This window comes from Streptomyces melanogenes, from assembly GCF_014649795.1.
Classification (GTDB): Bacteria; Actinomycetota; Actinomycetes; order Streptomycetales; family Streptomycetaceae; genus Streptomyces; species Streptomyces noboritoensis.
In genome coordinates, this window is the sequence record NZ_BMTS01000017.1 from 40,882 (window position 1) to 59,122 (window position 18,241).

An 18,241-nucleotide genomic window follows, 5' to 3' on the forward strand; every position below is an offset into this window, starting at 1 on the left:
GCTCCTCAACTCGTGGACGGAGAGGTGAACGGTTGCGGATGCGCTGGGTCGTGCGTGAGCTGCTCGACGTGCGTCTCGCAGCGCATCCGGCGCTGGTGCCCGACCGTGCGCGCCGGGCCCGTCAGGGTCAGCGGCACGGTGTGGTGGACGTGTTCGCTGGACGCGGCGAGGCGCAGTTCGAGGGCGCCGGGCTCGACGACGCGGCGGCCGTCGGCACCGGTGTACGCGGCGAGGTCGGCCGGGAAGGTGGCGGTCACCTCGGCCGAGGCTCCGGCGTCGAGCGGCACTCGGGCATATCCGACGAGCCGCACCTCGGGCCGGGCGACGGTGCCGACCGGGTCGTGGAGGTAGAGCTGGAGGACTTCCGTACCGGGGAGCTCGCCCGTGTTGCGGACGGTGAGGCGCAGGGTGGTCTCGCCGTCGGTCGGCAGTTCGTAGGCGTCGCACTCGGGGGTGCCCCAGGTGAAGGTGGTGTAGGACAGGCCGTACCCGAACGGGTAGAGGGGGGTCGGGTCCACGGTGCTGGGGAAGCCGTGCCGGCCGAGCGGCGGGGCCAGGTACGGGGCGGGCTGGCCACCGGGGCCGCGCGGCACCCCGAGGGGCAGGCGCCCGGAGGGGGCGACGCGGCCGGAGAGGACCCCCGCGACGGCCGGGCCGCCCTCCTGACCGGGGAAGAACGCCTGGACCACGGCTGCGGCCCGGTCGGCCCAGCGGCCGAGCGCGTAGGGCCGCCCGCTGAGGACGACGATGACAACCGGCGTGCCGGATTCCATCGCCGCATCCAGCAACTCGCCCTGGCCGTAGGGCAGTTGCAGGTCCTCGGCGTCGCAGCCCTCGCCCGAGGAACCGCGCCCGAACAGACCGGACCGGTCCCCCACCACGGCCACGCAGACCTCGGCCGCCGCCGGATCGGCGACGAACACGGCACCCGGCAGCTCGGAGCGCAGCGCCTGTGCGAGCGTCGGCACCTCGACACCGGTCGGCAGGTCGGGGTGGTGGACACCGACGTGGCGGGGGAAGGAGTAGCAGCCGAGCATGGCCGCCTGGTCGTGGGCGAGCGGGCCAAGGAGGGCGATGCGCGGCCCGCCGCTCAGTGGCAGCACCCCGGAGTCGTTGGCGAGCAGGACGACCGACTCCTCGGCGACGTTCTGGGCCAGCTCCCGCATGTGCGGAGGGTTCAGGTCGACGGGCATGCCCCCCACGACGGTCTCCCCGTCCGGGTCCAGCAGCCCCAGTTCGCCCTTCTGCGTGAGGACACGCAGCACGGCACGGTCGAGCAGTTCCCTGGGCAGCGGGTCGGCGGGGCTGAAGCACTGGGCCGCCGGCAGTTCCACGTCGACACCGGCCGCGAGGGCGAGCCGCGCGGCGCCGCTTTCCCCGTCAGCGACCCGGTGTGCTTCCTCCAACAGGGAGACGCCGTAGTAGTCCGAGACGACGGTCCCGGTGAACTCCCACTGTTCGCGCAGGAGGTGGGTGAGCAGTTCGGGGTGGGCGTGGGCGGGCAGGCCGTCGACGTCGTTGTAGGCGGGCATCACGGAGCGGGCGCCGCCGTCGCGCACCGCCATCTCGAACGGCGGCAGGATCACGTCGGCGAGCTCGCGCGGGCCGAGCGAGGCGGGTGCGTGGTTGCGGGCGGCGCGCGAGGCGGAGTACCCGGCGAAGTGTTTGAGGGTGGCGACGATCCCGGCGGCCTCCAGGCCGCGCACATAGGCGGTGCCGATGGTGCCGACGAGGTAGGGGTCCTCGCCGATCGCCTCCTCGGTGCGGCCCCACCGCGGGTCGCGGACGACGTCGAGGACCGGGGCGAGCCCCTGGTGGACGCCGACCGCGCGCATCGACGTGCCGATCGCCCGGGCCATCTCCGTGATCAGCGCCGGGTCGAAGGTGGCGCCCCAGGCCAGTGGGGTCGGGAAGACGGTGGCCTGCCAGGCGGTGAACCCCGTCAGGCACTCCTCGTGGGCGATGGCGGGCAGGCCGAAGCGGTTGCCGCCGCGGATGGTGCGCTGCAGTTCGGCGAGGCGGGCGGCGCCCTGTGCGGGGTCGACGGGGACGGTGCCGAAGGGGCGGGTGAGCTGGCCCAGGCCGTAGGGAAGGAGCGCGTCGAGGGCGGCGCTGCGGGCCGCGTAGACGTGCTGGCCGGGGGCGACGTCGGCGGCCGCGCCGCCGTCGGACTGGGCGCCGATCCATACGCTGGACAGCTGGGCGGTCTTCTCCTCGTCCGTCATCCGGGCGAGCAGGTCCGCCGCCCTGACGTGGGCGGGCAGGGTGGTGTCCCGCCATGGCTCGACCATGGGACTCCTCAAAGTGCGGTACGGGTAAGGGAGGTGGGCCTGCGCCGGATCAGCCCTTGGTGGCGCCCAGGGTGATGCCGCCGATCAACTGCCGTTCGGCGACGGCGTAGAAGGCGAGGGCGGGCACCATGGCCAGGACGAGATAGGCGAAGACGCGGGCGATGTCGGTGGCGTACTGGCCCTGGAACTGCTGGACGCCGATGGGGATCGTCCACCAGGTCTGCTTGCTGAACACCAGCAGCGGCAGGAGGAAGTTGTTCCAGCTGCCGACGACGGCGAGGATCGACACGGTGCCGAGCGCGGGCCGTGCCATGGGCAGCAGGATCCGCCAGAAGAAGCCGAACGCCGAGCAGCCGTCGAGGGTGGCCGCCTCCTCCAGTTCGCCGGGGATCTCCCGGAAGAAGCCGCGCAGGATGACCACGGTCACGGGCAGGCCGAACGCCGCCTGCGGCAGGATCACGCCCCAGGGGTTGTCGAGCAGGCCGAAGGTGCGCAGCAGGATGAACAGCGGCAGGATCGCCACGGCGAACGGGAACATCAGGCCGACGGTGAAGAGGGTGAAGAGCAGCTCGCGGCCGCGGAAGGCGAAGCGCGCCAGGGCGAAGGCGGCGAGGGCCGCGGCGCCCACGGTCAGCACGGTCGTGCCGACGGCGATCAGCGTGGAGGCTCCCAGCATCCGCCAGAACGCGCCGGAGGCGAGGACATCGGTGTAGTTGGACGCCACCCACGGCGAGGGCAGTCCGAAGGGGTTGCGGGAGAGCTGGTCGGTGGACTTGAAGCCGGACACGACCGCGTACAGCAGCGGTGTGACCATCACGACGCCGACCAGCCACACGATCGCGTACAGCGGCGCGGACCGCAGCCGGCGCCGGGCGGTCGGCGGCGGGGCGCTCATCGGTGGGCTCGCATGGTGGTGAGGGCTCCTTCGGTGTCGCGGCGCAGCACCCAGCGCTGGTAGACGAGGGCGAAGACGAGGCTGATGAGGAACATGGCGATGCTGATCGCGCTGGCGTAGCCGATCTGGTAGCGCTGGAAGCCGAACTGGAACAGGGTCACGGCCATGGTTTCGGAGTGGTGGTCGGGGCCGCCCTGCGTGACCACCCACACCAGGTCGAAGAGCTGGATGGCGCCGATCACGGAGAGGAACACGCTGATGCGGACCGTCGGCCCCAGCAGCGGCAGGGTGATGTGGCGGAAGCGCTGCCAGGGACCCGCGCCGTCGATGCGGGCCGCCTCGTGCAGTTCCGCGGGGATGCCCTGCAGTCCGGCCAGGTAGAGCATCATGTGGAAGCCGAAGTACTTCCACGTCATGACGAGGAACAGGGTGGGCAGGACGTGGTTCTGGTCGGCGAACCACAGTCCGCCCAGGCCGTCGAGGCCGACCGCGCCGAGCGCCTTGTCGGCGAGGCCGGCCTGCGGCGCGAAGATCATGGAGAACAGGACTCCGGTGATGACCTCGGACAGGACGTAGGGGGCGAAGAACAGCATCCGGTACAGGGCCCGGCCGCGCAGTTTCTGGTTGAGCAGCACGGCCATGCCGAGCGCGAACGGCAGTTGTACGCACACGGAGAACAGCACCATCAGGAGGCTGCGCCACAGGTCACCGCGGAAGACCGGGTCACGCAGCAGCCGGCTGTAGTTGTCGAGGCCGACGTAGTCCGAAGGGGCCCCGAACCCGCCCCAGTTGAAGAGGCTGACGTACAGGGCGTACAGGATCGGGGCGAGCACGAGCGCGCCGAACAGGAGCAGGGCGGGCAGGGTGAAGCAGACCGCGGTCAGCCAGTCCGTGAACCGCCGCCCCAGCGGGCGGCCCGCCGTGGACGGCGGCCGCTTCGCCGGAGCGGTCGCGGGCGTGGGGTCCTGCACATACGTCGTCGTCATCGCGTTCACTGGCTCTTCGCGACCTGGGTGACCGAACGGGCCACCTGGTCGGGCGACTTGGACCCGGCGATCAGCGCGGCCACGGAGTCGTTGATCTCCTGGCCGACGGCGGGCGGGTAGGCCTGGTCGAGGTAGAGCTGGAAGCCGGTCGCCTTGCCGAGGGCGTCGGAGACGCGCTTGAGGTTGGGGTCGGTCAGGGCCGTGGTGGCGTCCTTGACGACGGGCATCATGGATCCCTTCGCGACGAGGACGCGGTCGGACTCGGCCGTCACGAGGAACTTCAGGAAGTCCGCGGCCGCCTTGGGAGCGCCCTTGCGCACCGCGTATCCGCCGCCTCCGCCGAACACGTCGCTCTGCGCGCCCTTGCCGCCGTCGACGGCGGGGAACGGGAAGAACCCGAGGTCCCCGCCGATGCCCTTGCCGGCGTCGGCCTGCACGACGGGTGCCCACTGGCCCATCAGCTCCATCGCCGCCTTGCCGTTGCCCATGGCGGCCGCCTCGCCGTTGGGCGTGGAGTAGGCGGCACCGAGGAAGCCCTTCTGGAACGGCTGGAGCGCGACGAGCTCCTTGAGGTGTTCGCCCGCCTTGACGAACGCGTCCCCGGTGAAGTCCTTGGCATCGGCGGCCTTCCGCATGCCGTCGACCCCGGCGATCCTCATGGCCAGGTAGGCCCAGTAGTACATGCCGGGCCACTTCTCCTTGCCCGCGAGGGCGATGGGGGTGATCCCGGCGCTCTTCAGCTTCCCGACCGCGTCGAGGTAGCCAGCCCAGGTGGTGGGCGGGGACTCGATGCCGGCCTTGGCGAACAGCGCCTTGTTGTACCAGAAGCCCACCGCGCCGATGTCGAAGGGCACGGCGTACGTCTTCCCGTCGAACTGGTAGGCCTTGGCCGACGCCGGAACGAGGGTGTCGGCCCAGGGCTGAACCGACGGGGTGAGGTCCTCCACGAGCCCGGCGTCGATCTGCTGCTTGAGTACGCCGCCGCCCCACGTGTGGTAGATGTCCGGCAGCTTTCCGGAACTCGTCAGGGCCGTCATCTTCGACTTGTAGGCGTCGTTCTCCATCGTCACGAGCTTGACGCGGACGTGCGGGTTGGCCGCTTCGAAGGCCTTGGCCCGCTCGGGCCACACGGTCTTCGACGGCTCCGTGGTCTGGATGTTCCACCATTCCACGACGGTCCGGCCTTCGCTGTCGGTGGTGGACCCGGAGTCCGAGCAGGCGGACAGGCCGGCTGCGCCGAGACCGACCGCCGAAGCGGTCCCGAGGAACCGTCGGCGGGAGAAGGCGGAGGACACGGCGGCTCGATGGGAGGCTGGCATGACACACCTTCCGGAAGGAATCCGAAATATTTCGGGAGACGGCCACGGAAGTTACGGGCATGCGTTGGGGGGTGTCAACGGCCCTGACACAAAAGGGCTCTCCTATGACATGCAAGTCGAGGCGGGTGGATTGTCGGCGGAGTTGAGGTGTCGGTAGATCTGGCGTGCGAGATAGCGCTTGAGGCTTCGGCGAATCTCTTTGTTGGTGCGGCCTTCAGCGCGTCGGCGTTCGACGTATGCGCGGGTGTCGGGGTCGTGGATCATGCGGCTGACTGTGGCCATGTGCAGTGCCCGGTTCAGACGTCGGTCGCCGCCGCGGTTGAGTCGGTGGCGGACGGTGTTCCCCGAGGATGCAGGGATCGGGTTGACGCCGGCCAGGCAGGCGAACGCGGCTTCGGAGCGCACCCGTCCACGGTGGGACCAGGCCGTCATTGCGACAGCTGCCGTGACGGGCCCGATCCCGGGCTTGTCCAGCAGCCCTGCGGCCGGCGTCGCGCGCACCATCGCTGTCATCGACTTCGCGTTGGCGCTCAGTTCCTCCTCGAGCGCGACGATGCGCTTGGCCAGGCGCACGGCTTCCGCCCGAGCGGTCGTGACCGCGACAGGCTCTTCACGGGTTCGCCAGCGGGAGACCTCAAGAATTTGTCGACCGGTCAGCGCCCGACGCCCGTCGATACCGAGGTCCATGGCCCGGACCAACGCGGTCAGTGCGTTGACGTTCGCGGTCCGCTCAGTCATCTGGTCTCTGGCAGTCACCAGCACGCGCAAGGCGGCGCGTTCCCCCTCGTCAGCGCGGGGATGACGCAGCTCGTGCTCCTCAAGCGGGAGCGCGGCCTCTGCCATGCGCCGTGCGTCGATCGGGTCCGACTTGCCCTTGCCACGATGAACACCCGTCCGCGGCGCTTCGATGACCTGGTAGCCGGCCTCGGCGACGGTGCGGGCGAACTGGGCGCCGTAGGTCGCGATGCATTCCATGACCCACAGAGCGGCGAGGTCGCCGCCGCTGCGGCGAGCGGCCCAGGCCACCGCCCGCGTCATGCCGGATCTGCTCGTAGGGAACTCAGCCGTATCGAGCAGTTCGCCGGTCGGTGCGGCCAGGACGGCCAAGACATGGTTACGCGCGTGGGTGTCCACGCCAATGACGTACGGGTGGCTGTGCGCGACGATCGTCACGGTGGTCGGGTGCCTTCCAGTCCAGAGATCAACGGTTGGGCCGCTGACGGCCGACGTCGGTCTGGGCAAGAGTCACTCCGGGCCACGACTGTGACGGGCCACGCCGTGAACGGCGGGCAATCTCCTGATCAGGACACCGAGGTGGGCCAGGGCGGCGTCGGCTCCCACCACGTCGGACAAGTCCATTTGAGGGCACCTTCGCAGGGCCACCATTGACATGAGTCACCACACGACGGGACGACCGACACCACCCTGGCAGCCGATCCCAGACCGGCCACCCCGAGTCTCACAGCCGTTGACACCCCCCCCGGAGTGGGATGTTCCGTTATGCGCGGCGCGGCGGTGCGGTACTCGCGCGGACCACCAGCTCGGTCGCCAGCTCCACCCGCGGCGCGGCCGGCTCGACGTCCCGCGCGAGGTCGAGCAGCATACGTGCCGCCAACTTCCCCATGTCGGACAAAGGCTGACGGACCGTCGTGAGCGGAGGCGAGGACCAGCGCACCTCCGGCAGGTCGTCGAAACCGACGACGCTCATGTCCTGGGGCACCCGCAACCCGCGCCGACGCAGCGCCTCGATCGCGCCGAGCGCCATCTGGTCGCTCGCGGCGAAGATCGCGGTCGGCGGCTCGGGCAGGTCCAACAGGCGTCCCGCTCCGACGAATCCCGACTCGGGATAGAAGTCGCCGGGCACGACCAGGTCGCCGTCGGCCGCCACTCGGGCCGCGTCGAGCGCGGCCCGGTAACCGTCGAGGCGCGCCCGTGAGCACAACAGCCTGGGCGGCCCCTCGATGAACCCGATACGCCGGTGTCCGAGCTGGAGCAGATGCTCGGTCGCGGCCATCCCGCCCGCCCAGTTGGTGGCTCCCACCGTCGGCGCCTCGGCGACCGGGGACCGTCCGGCCGGGTCGATGACCGCCAACGGCACGCCCAGGTGCCGCAGTTCGTCGTGGAGCCCGGGTTCGAGCGCCGACGTCACCAGGATCACCCCGTCGGAGGCGCGGGCCCGCAGATTGGTCATCCACTGCCGCGCGGCACCCGCCCGGTCGTGGATCGCGGAGACCACCGTGCCCACACCGGCCTCGTGCGCGACCTCCTCCACCCCCCGGATGATCTCGACGGCCCATGGGCTGTCCAGGTCGTTGAAGACCAGGTCGAGCAGGGCCGCCCTGGTGCCGGGCGCGGCCGGGCGGCGCCGGTAGCCGTGCCGGTGCAGCAGGTCCTCGACCCGGGCCCGGGTGGCCGGCGAGACGTCCGAGCGCCCGTTGACCACCCGTGAGACGGTCGGCACGGACACCCCCGCCTCCCGCGCGATCTCGGTGATCGTCACCTTGACCGCGCCGTCCGGGCTCCGCGCCTCCGCCTTGCGCCGCGCCCCTTCCCCAGCCACCATCCCCACCTCCGCAGCCGTGCACCCCGAAAGCCTCCGGGCGTCTTCCGGAAACCGTAGGACATCCCGGCGCCCGCCCGCCGGTCGCCCGGTCTTTCCGTACGGCACGAGGCAGGCCGGAGGCACCCCCGGCAGGGGTACCTCCGGCCCGGTTACACGGGGCCCGCCACGGGGGCGGGGGGCTACTCCAGGAGCTCCGCGTACGAACCCATGGCGAGCGCGATGTCCGCCTGGGCCCAGAACCGGTGATAGGTGAAGACGGGCGCCGCGCCGCCCGCGAGATAGGCCTCGATCTTCGACCAGGCCGGGTCGTTCTTGTAGAAGGACCGCAGGGAGGAGAAGGTCGATGCGGAGTCGATCTTCTCGCCGCCCGGCATGGTGCCGGTCCAGCCGCTGGGCACGTACACCGGGTCGGCGAACCGCTTGTAGTCGGTACGGGTCTCCGGCACGGCGATGCCGAGCGCGTCCTGGTCGTGGTCCCACATGCCGTCCAGGAGCGCCTTGGCCGTGCTCGCGGCCTTGGCGTCACCGGACTTGGCGGCGTAGTAGGTCAGCGTCTTGGCGTAGGCGGCGGCCACGCCGACGTCGTCGGTGTAGTCGGCGACGGTGACGTGCAAGCCCGCGTTCGCGCCGGGCGACGCCGGGTTCCAGGTGTCGGGCTTGCCCGACCACTGCAGGGTGGCAGGGATCCGGAAGGTTCCGTCGGGGTTGACGGTCGTCTTGGACAGGGCCCAGCCGACCCACTTGTCCAGGACGGCCTTCGCCTTCGCGTCGCCCGTCTCCTTGTAGTACTCGGCGACGCGCTCCATCGACCACGCCTGGAAGCCGAACCACTGGTTGGACGGCGGGTCGTGGTAGACGGGGGCCTCGTCGTAGTACATGCCGTAGAAGGTGGGTGTACCGGCCGGCGCGGCCGCGTACCGGCCCTGCCAGCTGTTGGTCGCGCCGCCCGCGATGGCGCCATCGGCGGACTGCAGCCACTGGTAGAACTCCAGCTGACGTCCCAGGCTGGTGCTCCAATCGGCGGCGCCCGTCGCCGACTTGGGCTTGAGGTCGGCGTACGAGCTCAGCGCCCAGGCGGCGAGGGGGTTCTGGTATCCGCCGTGCACATGGCTCGATCCGATGCGCCAGGCCCAGCCCGCCGAGGTGTCGGTCGCGCCGCCCCAGGCGTAGTACCAGGACAGCAGGTAGCTCGAACTGTTCTTGCCGCTGCCGGCCGGGCAGACGGTCGGCCCCACGCAGTCGCCGATTTTCTTGAAGTACTTGTCGTACATGGCGTAGCGCAGGTAGTCGCCCATCTTGGCGGCCTTGGACACGGTGCCCGAGACGGCGCCGCCGTTGCCCTGCTGCTTGGCCCACACATCGGCCCAGTAGGCGGCCTGCACGGCGCGGGCGTCGGCGTCGGGCGCGTCGGTGAACTTCCACTGCTTCGCATAGGAGCTGTCACCGGTGAACAGGTCCAGGTACCCGTTCTTCCCACCGTACTTGAAGGTGTCGCAGGTGGGTTGCGGCACGGTCTCCCAGACGGACTCCTGGGCGCCGCGCTGGAAGGTGTTGATGTAGGAGGGGCCGGTCGCGGCCGGACCCGCCTCGCACTTGCCGGGCTCGTTCCCGTACCCGTAGACGTTGTCGACGTCCTGCAGCCAGTGCATGCCGTAGACGTCGTCCGTGCCGTACGCGCTCTTCAGCTCGGCCGCGATCGGGTCGGCCCCGACGGACACACCGGTGTCGAGCTTGGCCGGGTACTGGGAGGGCAGGTCCCACTCCGGCGCGTACGTGGCCGGTTTCGAGGCGTTGTAGAAGGAGTTGGTGGGCTGGTCCGCATGGGTGGGGATCATGTACTTCTCCATGACGGCCCACGCCCCGTTGAACTTGGACCAGTCCCCGGTGACCTTCCCGTACATCGCCTGCAGCCAGATCAGATAGCTGTACGCCTCCGAGGTGCTCTCGTGACCCTGGTCGGGCGCCTCCACGATCAGCGTCTCGACCGAGTGGTAGGGAATGCCCTCGGGCGAGAAGTAGCCGTTGGCCGGGTCGGTGATCTTCCCGTAGAGGGCGAGGAAGCGTGCGTTGTACGTCGACGACGCGGCCAGTTCGGTGACGGTGGCCTCGGCCTTGGCGTGGCCGGGGGCGGTCGCGGCGAAGACGGCGGAGCCGGTGCCGGTGGCGTCGGCCGTGATGGTGGCGCGCTGGGCGGTGCTCCAGTTGGACGGGGTGAAGGTGAGACTCGCCCCGTCCGTGACGGAGAGCCCGCTGTTGCCCGACGTACGAGCGACACCGACCGTCACATTGGCGCTCGGCTTCGTCGACAGCTTCACCTGCAGGGCGCCCGACTTTCCCTGCTGAAGGGCGAGTTGGGTGGGCGTGACGATGACGGCCGGACCGGCGGCGACGTGTATGCCGACCGGGGCCGACTCGGCGGACGCACCCAGGCTGTCGTAGGCCTTCGCGTAGAGCGAGTAGTCACCGGCCGCGAGTCCGGTGGCGCCGAAGGTGAAGGGCGCCGTGGTGTCGGAGCCGAGCAGAGTGGTGCCGCTGTAGAACTCGACCTTGCTCACGCTCGCCCCGTCGGCCGCCGCCGCGGTGGCCGCGAGCGGGACGGTGTCGCCGACCGAGTACGTGGCACCCGCGGCGGGGCTGGTGAGCACGGCGACCGGCGGCTGGTGGGCCCCGGCGCAGGTCGTGCCGTTGACGGCGAAGGAGGTGGGTGCCGTGTTCGTACCGCTGTAGCTGAACTGGCCGCCGACGGAGACGGCGGCGCCCGCCGCGACGGTCTTGTTCCAGTCGGCGTTCTTGACGGTGACGGCGGCCCCGGACTGCGACCAACTGCCGTTCCAGCCGTTGCCGAGCTTCTGGTTGCCGGCGTACGAGTAGGTCAGGGTCCAGCCGTCGAGCGGGGCAGAGCCCCGGTTGGTGAGAGTGAGGTCGGCCGTGAAGCCGGAGCCCCAGTCGTTGGTGTTCTTGTAGTCGACACTGCACTGGACCGCGGCCGCACTGGCCGACGGGGAGCCGACCGCGGCGAGACCTAACGGCAGGGCGAACGCCGCGACCAACGAAGTCCACAGACGACGTCTGCGGCTGCGCCGCCCCGTGCCGGGGGGCGTTCTCTTTCCTGGTGGCATGTGCGAGCCTCCTTGGCGGCTCGGAGGAAGGTGTGGGGGTTGTGCACAAGCCTTGAACCCGTGGGAGCGCTCCCAGAATCGTGTTGAGGGGCCTTGGGGTCAAGGTGTTTGACAAGTCGAAGTAAGGCCGGGGACGCAGTGGGCGACAGGCTGGCTGTGCGTCGGCGGCCCGTGACTCCCTCGCTTCCTCTGGCGCCAATCCCGGACACGAACGAGACTGCCGATCTGTGAGGTCCGGTGACGGTCGGGCAGGCCGCGTTGTCAGTGGTGGGTGACATGCTGCGGCTATGACTGAACCTGTGAAGGGCCCGGCCAGCTACTTTCCGTCGATCGAGAAGAAGTACGGCCGACCCATAGCCGAGTGGAAGAACCTCATCCGTACGTCCCCGCTGTCCAAGCACATGGAGCTGGTCAGCTGGCTCAAAACCGAACACGGCCTGGGCCACGGCCACGCCAATGCTCTTGTCGCCCACACTCTGGCGGAGGCCGCCGGGAAGTAGGCGGCTGCCGCGAAGTCAGCTGCTGATCCATTTCGATGTGTGCCACCCCGCCCGCCCCCGACAGGACGGCAGCGGACTTCGCCATCTCCGCCGAGCACGGACAACCTGATACAGCCATCCTCCCAGTTGTGCATTGCCAGCGTCGGAGAGCGTGCGCGAGCCTGGACCGAACATCCACTGCGGCGATCTTTGGAGACAGCCATGCTGAAATACGCCCGTGGTACGGCCAGATGGGCCGTCCTCGCCCTGGTGTCCCTGGCAGCCCTGACGGTGTCGCCGGCGGCACAGGCCGAGGAGAAGGTGACCACCAACGGCTTCGAAGGCTACGACATCGACAAATGGGATCGCCTGGCGGGCGGTGACGGCATAGCCGCGTTCGAGACCAACCAAGGAACCGCCCGATCCGGCCGGGTCAACGGCTGGCTGTCCACCACCCGGGGCTGGGCCCGCGAGGGCACCTGGGCCTATTTCGGCACGAACATCTGGCCCAGGACGGTGTGCACCGCCGAGATCTACGTCAAGCCCGTCCAAGACCTCCAGTTCGAACTCAGAGTCTGGACCCCCCAGGGCACCAAGCTCGCCAGCAACGCGCCCTGGCTCGTGGCCAACGGCACGTACCAGACCGTCCAGGTCAGTTGGATCGCCGAGCAGCAGAACAACGCCTTCGTCGAGGCGATCCTCGGCTCCGACGGAACACCCAGGACCGTACGCCTTGACGACCTCGTGGTCCGCTGCAACAGCTGACCTCGTTGGCGGCCACGACGCAACGCATTTGAGCGAGGTCCCCTGGCGGTACCGTCCGACCCAAGTGGAAGACCTCCCGGGCCGCATAGCGCTTGTGACAGCGGACGATCTCGCGTCGGATCTTGCCCTCCTTGATGCGACGCGCGGGGCAGCTCTGGTGGGGCGGGTCAGGACGGACGGTTCGGTGCCGCGCGGTTGTTACGGTGCTTTCATGGCCTCGCAGTGCTTCTTGATGAGTTCGTAGGAGCGCACGCGGGCGTCGAGGTCGTAGACAGGTGTGGTCAGCATGAGTTCGTCGGCTCCGGTCTCGGCGGCCAGTTGCGCGAGCCGGCGTACGACGGCCTCGGGCGTCCCGCACGCCTGCTGTGCACGGAAGCCATCGAGCGCCTGTCGCTCCTCCGCCGTGAAGGGATGGGTGGCAGCATCCGCGGGCGTAGGAAAGGGAATCTCGCTCAGACCTTTGAGCAGCCCGGCCTTGACGACGTCCATGGGCCCGGCTCGCCACGCCGCTTCCTGCTCCGTTTCAGCGCATATCGCCTCCACGCACACCACAACACGGGGCTGCTCGCACCAGCGGGACGGAGTGAACGCCGCCCGGTAGCGCTCCAGCACCGCGAAGGTGCTGTCGGGCCGGATGTGGTGCGCGACGGCGATCGGCAGGCCGAGTCGCGCGGCGAGGGCGGCACCTGCTGTGCTCGAGCACAGCAGCCATGGCTCCGGCAGCGAGCCGAGCGCCACTTCGTCGACCAGAAAGGACAGGATCGCAGCGACGTCGTCGTGGTACTCCGCGTCCGTCGCCGGTCCAGCTCCGCGACGCAGTTCCCGCGCCGTGGCCTCGTCGAAGGTGCCGGGACCGCGGCCGATACCCAGGTCGATGCGATCCGGGTGCAACGCGGCCAGCGTTCCGAACTGCTCCGCCAGCATGATGGGCGCGTGGTTGGGCGCCAGCACTCCGCCCGACCCGAGCCGGATGACTGAGGTCGAGGCCGCCGCATGAGCGATCAGCACCACGGGCGGGAACGCGCCGATCGCAGGCGAATGGTGGTGCTCGGCGTACCAGATCCGGTGATACCCCAGTAGTTCGAGCCTGCGAGCGAAGCTGGCGGTGTCCCTCAGGGTCTCCACGCCACGGGTCCCTGCTTCGACCACTGCGACTTCCAGCGCTGAAATCGGCACATCGATCATGCCGTCAGCATAGTGAAGGGATCAGTGCTCTCACGGCCCCCGGCCGGAGTTGGTTGATCAAGGGCTGCATGCCGAGGGCCAGGGGCTGGCCCAGACATGATGGAGGTGAGCGTAGTCGGCGCCGACCGCGCTTGAGAGCGGCTGACGGATCACTGCCCGGCCCTCACCAAGGACCTCGTCGGCCGATGCGAAGCGGTGCTCCGTCGGCTTCAGCACTTCGTAGAGGTAGCCGAAGTACTCCGTTTCCGCCGTTCCGGTGAGCACCGCCAGCAGGAAGGCCAGGCATCCCACGTCGTGGTGCTCCCACAGGGGGCCGCGCCCTTCGTTGTAGAGCACGGTCCAGTCGTCGGGGTGCTGACCGGGCCGCACCAGCCAGTACAGGAACGCTCCCGTGCCCTCTTCGAACGCCCACGGCAGGACTTTCGCCCCTGCCTCCTTCAGGCTGGCGGGCTTCTCCTCGAACTCCCACAGGTCGGCCAGGATCTCGTCCCGTTCGGCGGTCTGCGCGTGCAGGTCGCAGTCGTCGTAGGCGGAGTCGGGGACGAGCAGCCAGATCGTCTCGTCGAAGATGCCGTCGCCGTACGTCTCGACGAGCTGCTTGTAGTCGGCGGGCAGAGTCACCCCGAGGGCACGCTCGGCTTGCGCCCAGTCGACCGGGGGTGGCGGACTGGCGGGTGGCGGGCAGAGGCGGACTAGCGCATCGAGGACGATCATGGAACGCACGCTATAGGGACGCCAGTCGGCTCCTCTGGGCCGGTAAGCAGGTCAAGCGGTGTTCCCCTGCCCGCCGTTGTCGACGTACTCGTCGAGGTGCCCAACCAAGTATGGAGGAAAGTGCTCAGCTGGCCGGGCCAAGCCGTGGGCGGCTTTCTGCGCGGGGACCCCGGAAGGGTTCGCGGTGCGATTCGGAGACAGGGATGATCACCTCATGATGCGAGGCGCCTTCAGCAATGTCCCCTTGACCGCGCTCTTCCCTCTCCTGTCGCCTGCGGATGCGGATGCGGATTCCTTGAATCTGGCGGCCGGCACCGTCGACGCGGCTCGTGTAGACACGGCGGATTGGGAGTGGATCCTCGAGCATGCCGCCTTCCCGGGCACGCAGTTGGGGACGCCGATCATCCTTGGACTGTATGTCATCGAGCGCGCCCAGGAGGGCGACCAGTTGGAGTTCCTGCTTCAGGTGGTGTGGACCGACCTGGGCCGCCTCGCGGTTGACGCGGCGGTGAACGTGGCCTGCTGGTGCGACACCGATCACGCTACCCATGACGTCGACGCCCTCAGACTCGTGGTCGGCGAGCAGACCTCGTTGCCCGAGGCCTTCCATGCCGGCGCTGAACGTCTGACCGCCTGGCTAGCCGATCCTCACGACGCGGACTACTGGCGTGCCGAAGCGGGACTGCCTCCCCGGTGGACCCGCTGAAAGCCCGGCGCCGGGCACGTTCACCGGGTCTGCCGCAATCCGTGTGATCGGGCGGTGCCGCAGGGCTTCGCGAACCTGGGGGTCAGCGATGACCGCCCGGGGCACCTCAGTCCCCGATGAACCACAAGTAGCTCCCTGGCGTCCTCGCACAGGACTTCAGCAGCACCGCGAGGTCGGTCACGGCAGCCATCTGCGCCGCGTCGGCACACCGTTCCAGCAGGTCGGCGATCTCGCCGAGCGCGGCTTGCGCCTCCTGCTCGTTGAACTGTGTGTTGCCGTAAGGATCCACCCACGAGAGCTTGCCAGGGCCGTCCGCCTTGAGTGTGGCCAACACCCCGGCCAACGCTTCACCATGCTCGTACGAACCCTGCAGAAACGAGCCCCTGGACATGTCCCAGTTGCTTCGCGCCGGCCGAGTGGAATGGAGTTCGAGCTCAATCCCCATGATCGCCTCCTCTGCAGAAGCCTAGCCAGTACCGAAGAGCCGCCTTGACACGAGGTGGGCGCCTGACCTGGGACACTGCCGCACGCACGACCACACGGATTGCCACAGGCGCCGTTGGTCCGCACCCGACCGCGTACGTTTATGTGTACGCCGACACTTTCGAGAAGCCTCGGCCGATCGGCTGGCCCGATCGGCCGACCGGGCGCTCGTGGCGGCGGTTCGGAGCGTGGTGCCCCGCCGGTGTCCGGCATGTGGGAGACGGTGGGCTCCATGCCAGAAGTCTTCGACGGGTCAGGGTCGCGCCGTCGCGACTTCCTGACGACTGTCGCCTTCACCTCGCTCGCGATGGCCGGCTGCACCCTGGAAGGTCCGAGCCGACCGCCGCCTTTGCCGATGGCCGGGAACCCGGGCCGAAGGAGGCCCTGGTCATGGTGAGATGAGGCCGGACCCGCGCCGCGCTCGCCTCCCCCATACCCGTCCTGGTCCGCTAGGAACACACCGGCAACCCACCCGCCTGATCCGATCCCTTGGCGTCCACCAGGTGCTCGGCATCCCCGCCGCCTGACCCGACCGTAATGAACTGGTGTGGGTGTTCACCCGCCAGAGCAGGGCCGGTGAAGCTTCCCCGAACCCCGCAGCCCTTGTTGCCAAGGGATGCCCAGCACGTCGAGCGTCGTCCGACGTCCTCCGACCAGCCGAAAGGCGCAGGAAAATGAACGATGTCGAGTCGGCGGCGTCGGCCGAACGACGGGGCCGACGCAACATGTTGCTGTGGTGGGGACCGCGGGTCATGTTCGTCGGCGGCGCCGTGGTGCTCGTCGTGGAGTCGAGCCGCGGAGTGCCTCTCCCGGAGCTGCGGCTGGCCCTGTGTGTCTTCGGGGTCTGCAGTGCCGTCTTCATCGCGCGACAGCTGTGGGTCGGGCATCAGCGAGGGCCGGGCGGGGACGCTCCGCGCTGGCTGGTGCGTGCGGCGGCGTTCCTGACCGCCGCAGGAGTGCTGGTGCTCGTCGCCCACCTGGCGGGCGTCAAGGGGGACGCCCTGCCGCTGGTCGGCTCGGTCCTGCTGCTGCTCGGTCTGGGTTGGTTCGTCGAAGCGTGGCGGGGAGCCAAGCCCGGCCAGCCAAGGAAAGCCCTCCTGTGGTGGGGTGTGGCCCTGTGCACCTTGACGGCGGTGACGGCAATCGCAGCTGCCTTCCTGCTGCCCAAGGCAAAGGGCGGCCTCTTCCTGTCCCTGCTCGTCGCCCTCGGCCTGGGCCTGTTCGTGGCCCTGCCGCTCGGGGTCAACGTCCTGTCCGAGTGGGGAGTGCGTCGGCTGCGTCGGCGCAGCTCTGCCGCGGGAGACGACGCCGGTGTCGGTATCGTCGGGTACTTGGGCCTCGCGGGGATCGTCCTGGCCGTCCTGGCCGTCGTGTGTCTGGGGTATCTGGACTGGGTACTGGCCGCAGTCCTCGTCGCCACGGCGCTGGTGCTGGTGCTGGCCGTCGTCTCCAACACGCACGCGGACATCGCCCTCGTCCTCGCGGCGCTCTGCATGCTCGCGGCGGCTCCCCCCGAGCGCCCCACACCACAGGCCCTTATTCCCGCCGGAGGGCAGCGCGTCCTCGTGGCGATCGGGGACTCCTACATGTCGGGCGAGGGCGCGAGCAGTTACTTCGAGGGGACCGACGATGGCGGCCGCGACGAATGCCGGCGCTCGCCTTCCGCGTACGCGGTGGCACTCGCCACGAAGGACCGGCGCTTCGACCGCATGCTGTTCCTCGCATGCTCCGGGGCACGGACCTACAACGTCATCGCGAAAGCCGATGCACGCCTCCTCCAAGGGCAGAAGGGGAAGCCGGGCGCCAAGATCCAGGCGCAGGACGGCGAGCCGGGTACCCAGATCGATCAACTCACCAGTCAGACATCCTCGTTCCGCCCCGCACTCGTCATCGTGGCGCTGGGAGGCAACGACGCCGGCTTCGCCATCCTCGGGGAAGCGTGCATCGCACCCGGCGGCTGCAAGGACCAGGCGTCGGCGTTCACAGCCAACCTGCCAAAGGTGCGAGGAGCCCTCGCCGCGACGTTCCGGTCACTCAGGAAGGCCCTGCCCGTCGGCGTACCCATCGTGGCGGTGCCCTACCCGCAGCCGCTCGCCCCAGCCGACACATGCACCGGAGTGGCCCTGACGAAGACCGAACGGGACTTCATCCACACATTCGTCGACGATGTCGACCAGACGATGTCCGACGCCGCGACCGAGGCCAACGCGGGCATCGAGTACCTGGCCGAGATGAAGGACAGCCTCAAAGACCACCAGCTCCAGCTGTGCCAGGGAAGAAAAAGCAAAGCCGGTATCAACTTCGTGGACATCGCATCGGTCAACGGCTTCGCCTCCCAGCGCTTCAGCCCGGCCAAATGGATCCACAACAGCCTCCACCCGAACGAGCGCGGCCACGAAGCCATGCGCGACACCTTCACCACCTGGCTGAACAACCACCCCGGACTGCTGGAACACCGCGCGCCCACGGCCCCGGGGCAGGCCACGAGCCAAGCCCTGCCGGCACCCGAGCCCGAATGCACCATGACCCGCAACGCCGGGAACCCGCACTGCCAGGACCGGATCCGCGCCTGGGAGCTGGAACAGACCCGCGGGCGCTGGCCGTGGCTGCTGCTCGGACTGCTCGGACTGGCCTTCCTGTGGGTCGCGAGCATCGCCGTCTTCAGCCTGCTCCCCGGAGGGGAACCGCCCCACAGGGATCCCACCTCCCGAGCAGCGCGGGCGGGGTAGGGAGCCA

The 18,241-nt window shown here is 69.4% G+C and carries 14 protein-coding genes; 4 read left to right on the forward strand and 10 right to left on the reverse strand.

Features of this window, described 5'->3' with window-relative positions:
- Positions 1–5: 5 nt before the first annotated feature.
- The 7 genes from IE252_RS30730 to IE252_RS30760 all read right to left on the reverse strand — a co-directional run bounded on the left by IE252_RS30730 (position 6) and on the right by IE252_RS30760 (position 11,173).
- Complete coding sequence (locus IE252_RS30730; protein WP_190092692.1) at positions 6–2,291, reverse strand: beta-glucosidase; 2,286 nt, start codon at positions 2,289–2,291, stop codon at positions 6–8.
- Positions 2,292–2,340: 49 nt separating this feature from the next.
- The gene (locus IE252_RS30735) at positions 2,341–3,186 is read right to left on the reverse strand and encodes a carbohydrate ABC transporter permease (protein WP_190092693.1); all 846 of its coding nucleotides are present in this window, start codon (positions 3,184–3,186) and stop codon (positions 2,341–2,343) included.
- Complete coding sequence (locus IE252_RS30740) at positions 3,183–4,172, reverse strand: carbohydrate ABC transporter permease (RefSeq protein WP_190092694.1); 990 nt, start codon at positions 4,170–4,172, stop codon at positions 3,183–3,185. Before IE252_RS30740 ends, IE252_RS30735 begins: the two co-directional genes overlap by 4 nt.
- Positions 4,173–4,177: 5 nt before the next feature.
- Positions 4,178–5,491 (reverse strand): extracellular solute-binding protein, encoded by a 1,314-nt coding sequence (locus IE252_RS30745; protein WP_190092695.1) that lies wholly within the window; start codon positions 5,489–5,491, stop codon positions 4,178–4,180.
- A 102-nt stretch (positions 5,492–5,593) separates the two neighbouring features.
- Positions 5,594–6,664: an IS110 family RNA-guided transposase gene (locus tag IE252_RS30750; RefSeq protein WP_190092696.1), complete on the reverse strand. Its 1,071-nt coding sequence runs from the start codon at positions 6,662–6,664 to the stop codon at positions 5,594–5,596.
- Positions 6,665–6,989: 325 nt separating this feature from the next.
- Positions 6,990–8,054, reverse strand: a complete 1,065-nt coding sequence (locus IE252_RS30755) for a LacI family DNA-binding transcriptional regulator (protein WP_190092697.1) — start codon at positions 8,052–8,054, stop codon at positions 6,990–6,992.
- A 179-nt stretch (positions 8,055–8,233) separates the two neighbouring features.
- Positions 8,234–11,173, reverse strand: a complete 2,940-nt coding sequence (locus IE252_RS30760) for a glycoside hydrolase family 48 protein (RefSeq protein WP_190092698.1) — start codon at positions 11,171–11,173, stop codon at positions 8,234–8,236.
- A 287-nt stretch (positions 11,174–11,460) separates the two neighbouring features.
- On the opposite strand from IE252_RS30760, the gene IE252_RS30765 reads away from it, so the two are divergent.
- Entirely contained in the window at positions 11,461–11,673 is a 213-nt protein-coding gene (locus IE252_RS30765; protein WP_190092699.1) for a DUF4287 domain-containing protein, read from the forward strand.
- A gap of 201 nt (positions 11,674–11,874) precedes the next feature.
- Complete coding sequence (locus IE252_RS30770) at positions 11,875–12,417, forward strand: hypothetical protein (RefSeq protein ID WP_190092700.1); 543 nt, start codon at positions 11,875–11,877, stop codon at positions 12,415–12,417.
- A 198-nt stretch (positions 12,418–12,615) separates the two neighbouring features.
- On the opposite strand, the gene IE252_RS30775 is transcribed toward IE252_RS30770, so the two are convergent.
- Together IE252_RS30775 and IE252_RS30780 are read right to left on the reverse strand one after the other, a co-directional pair.
- Positions 12,616–13,602 carry an MsnO8 family LLM class oxidoreductase gene (locus IE252_RS30775; RefSeq protein ID WP_190092701.1) on the reverse strand — a complete coding sequence of 329 codons (987 nt, stop codon included), beginning with the start codon at positions 13,600–13,602 and terminating at the stop codon, positions 12,616–12,618.
- Between the two features lie 57 nt (positions 13,603–13,659).
- Positions 13,660–14,316, reverse strand: a complete 657-nt coding sequence (locus IE252_RS30780; protein ID WP_190092702.1) for an SMI1/KNR4 family protein — start codon at positions 14,314–14,316, stop codon at positions 13,660–13,662.
- A 244-nt stretch (positions 14,317–14,560) separates the two neighbouring features.
- Between IE252_RS30780 and IE252_RS30785 the strand changes: the two genes are divergently transcribed.
- On the forward strand, positions 14,561–15,022 hold the full coding sequence (locus IE252_RS30785; RefSeq protein ID WP_229848884.1) for a hypothetical protein: 462 nt from the start codon (positions 14,561–14,563) through the stop codon (positions 15,020–15,022).
- A 106-nt stretch (positions 15,023–15,128) separates the two neighbouring features.
- On the opposite strand, the gene IE252_RS30790 is transcribed toward IE252_RS30785, so the two are convergent.
- Positions 15,129–15,467: a hypothetical protein gene (locus IE252_RS30790; protein WP_190092704.1), complete on the reverse strand. Its 339-nt coding sequence runs from the start codon at positions 15,465–15,467 to the stop codon at positions 15,129–15,131.
- Positions 15,468–16,179: 712 nt separating this feature from the next.
- On the opposite strand from IE252_RS30790, the gene IE252_RS30795 reads away from it, so the two are divergent.
- Positions 16,180–18,234: an SGNH/GDSL hydrolase family protein gene (locus IE252_RS30795; RefSeq protein WP_190092705.1), complete on the forward strand. Its 2,055-nt coding sequence runs from the start codon at positions 16,180–16,182 to the stop codon at positions 18,232–18,234.
- Positions 18,235–18,241 lie beyond the last annotated feature (7 nt).

Bases quoted from the DNA above. Each gene is read 5' to 3' on its own strand.
- IE252_RS30795 (WP_190092705.1), top strand. From the start codon at position 16,180: ATGAACGATGTCGAGTCGGCGGCGTCGGCCGAACGACGGGGCCGACGC.
- IE252_RS30770 (WP_190092700.1), top strand. From the start codon at position 11,875: ATGCTGAAATACGCCCGTGGTACGGCCAGATGGGCCGTCCTCGCCCTG.
- IE252_RS30745 (WP_190092695.1), bottom strand. From the start codon at position 5,491: ATGCCAGCCTCCCATCGAGCCGCCGTGTCCTCCGCCTTCTCCCGCCGA.
- IE252_RS30735 (WP_190092693.1), bottom strand. From the start codon at position 3,186: ATGAGCGCCCCGCCGCCGACCGCCCGGCGCCGGCTGCGGTCCGCGCCG.
- IE252_RS30755 (WP_190092697.1), bottom strand. From the start codon at position 8,054: ATGGTGGCTGGGGAAGGGGCGCGGCGCAAGGCGGAGGCGCGGAGCCCG.
- IE252_RS30765 (WP_190092699.1), top strand. From the start codon at position 11,461: ATGACTGAACCTGTGAAGGGCCCGGCCAGCTACTTTCCGTCGATCGAG.
- IE252_RS30790 (WP_190092704.1), bottom strand. From the start codon at position 15,467: ATGGGGATTGAGCTCGAACTCCATTCCACTCGGCCGGCGCGAAGCAAC.
- IE252_RS30780 (WP_190092702.1), bottom strand. From the start codon at position 14,316: ATGATCGTCCTCGATGCGCTAGTCCGCCTCTGCCCGCCACCCGCCAGT.
- IE252_RS30730 (WP_190092692.1), bottom strand. From the start codon at position 2,291: ATGGTCGAGCCATGGCGGGACACCACCCTGCCCGCCCACGTCAGGGCG.
- IE252_RS30775 (WP_190092701.1), bottom strand. From the start codon at position 13,602: ATGATCGATGTGCCGATTTCAGCGCTGGAAGTCGCAGTGGTCGAAGCA.
- IE252_RS30740 (WP_190092694.1), bottom strand. From the start codon at position 4,172: ATGACGACGACGTATGTGCAGGACCCCACGCCCGCGACCGCTCCGGCG.
- IE252_RS30760 (WP_190092698.1), bottom strand. From the start codon at position 11,173: ATGCCACCAGGAAAGAGAACGCCCCCCGGCACGGGGCGGCGCAGCCGC.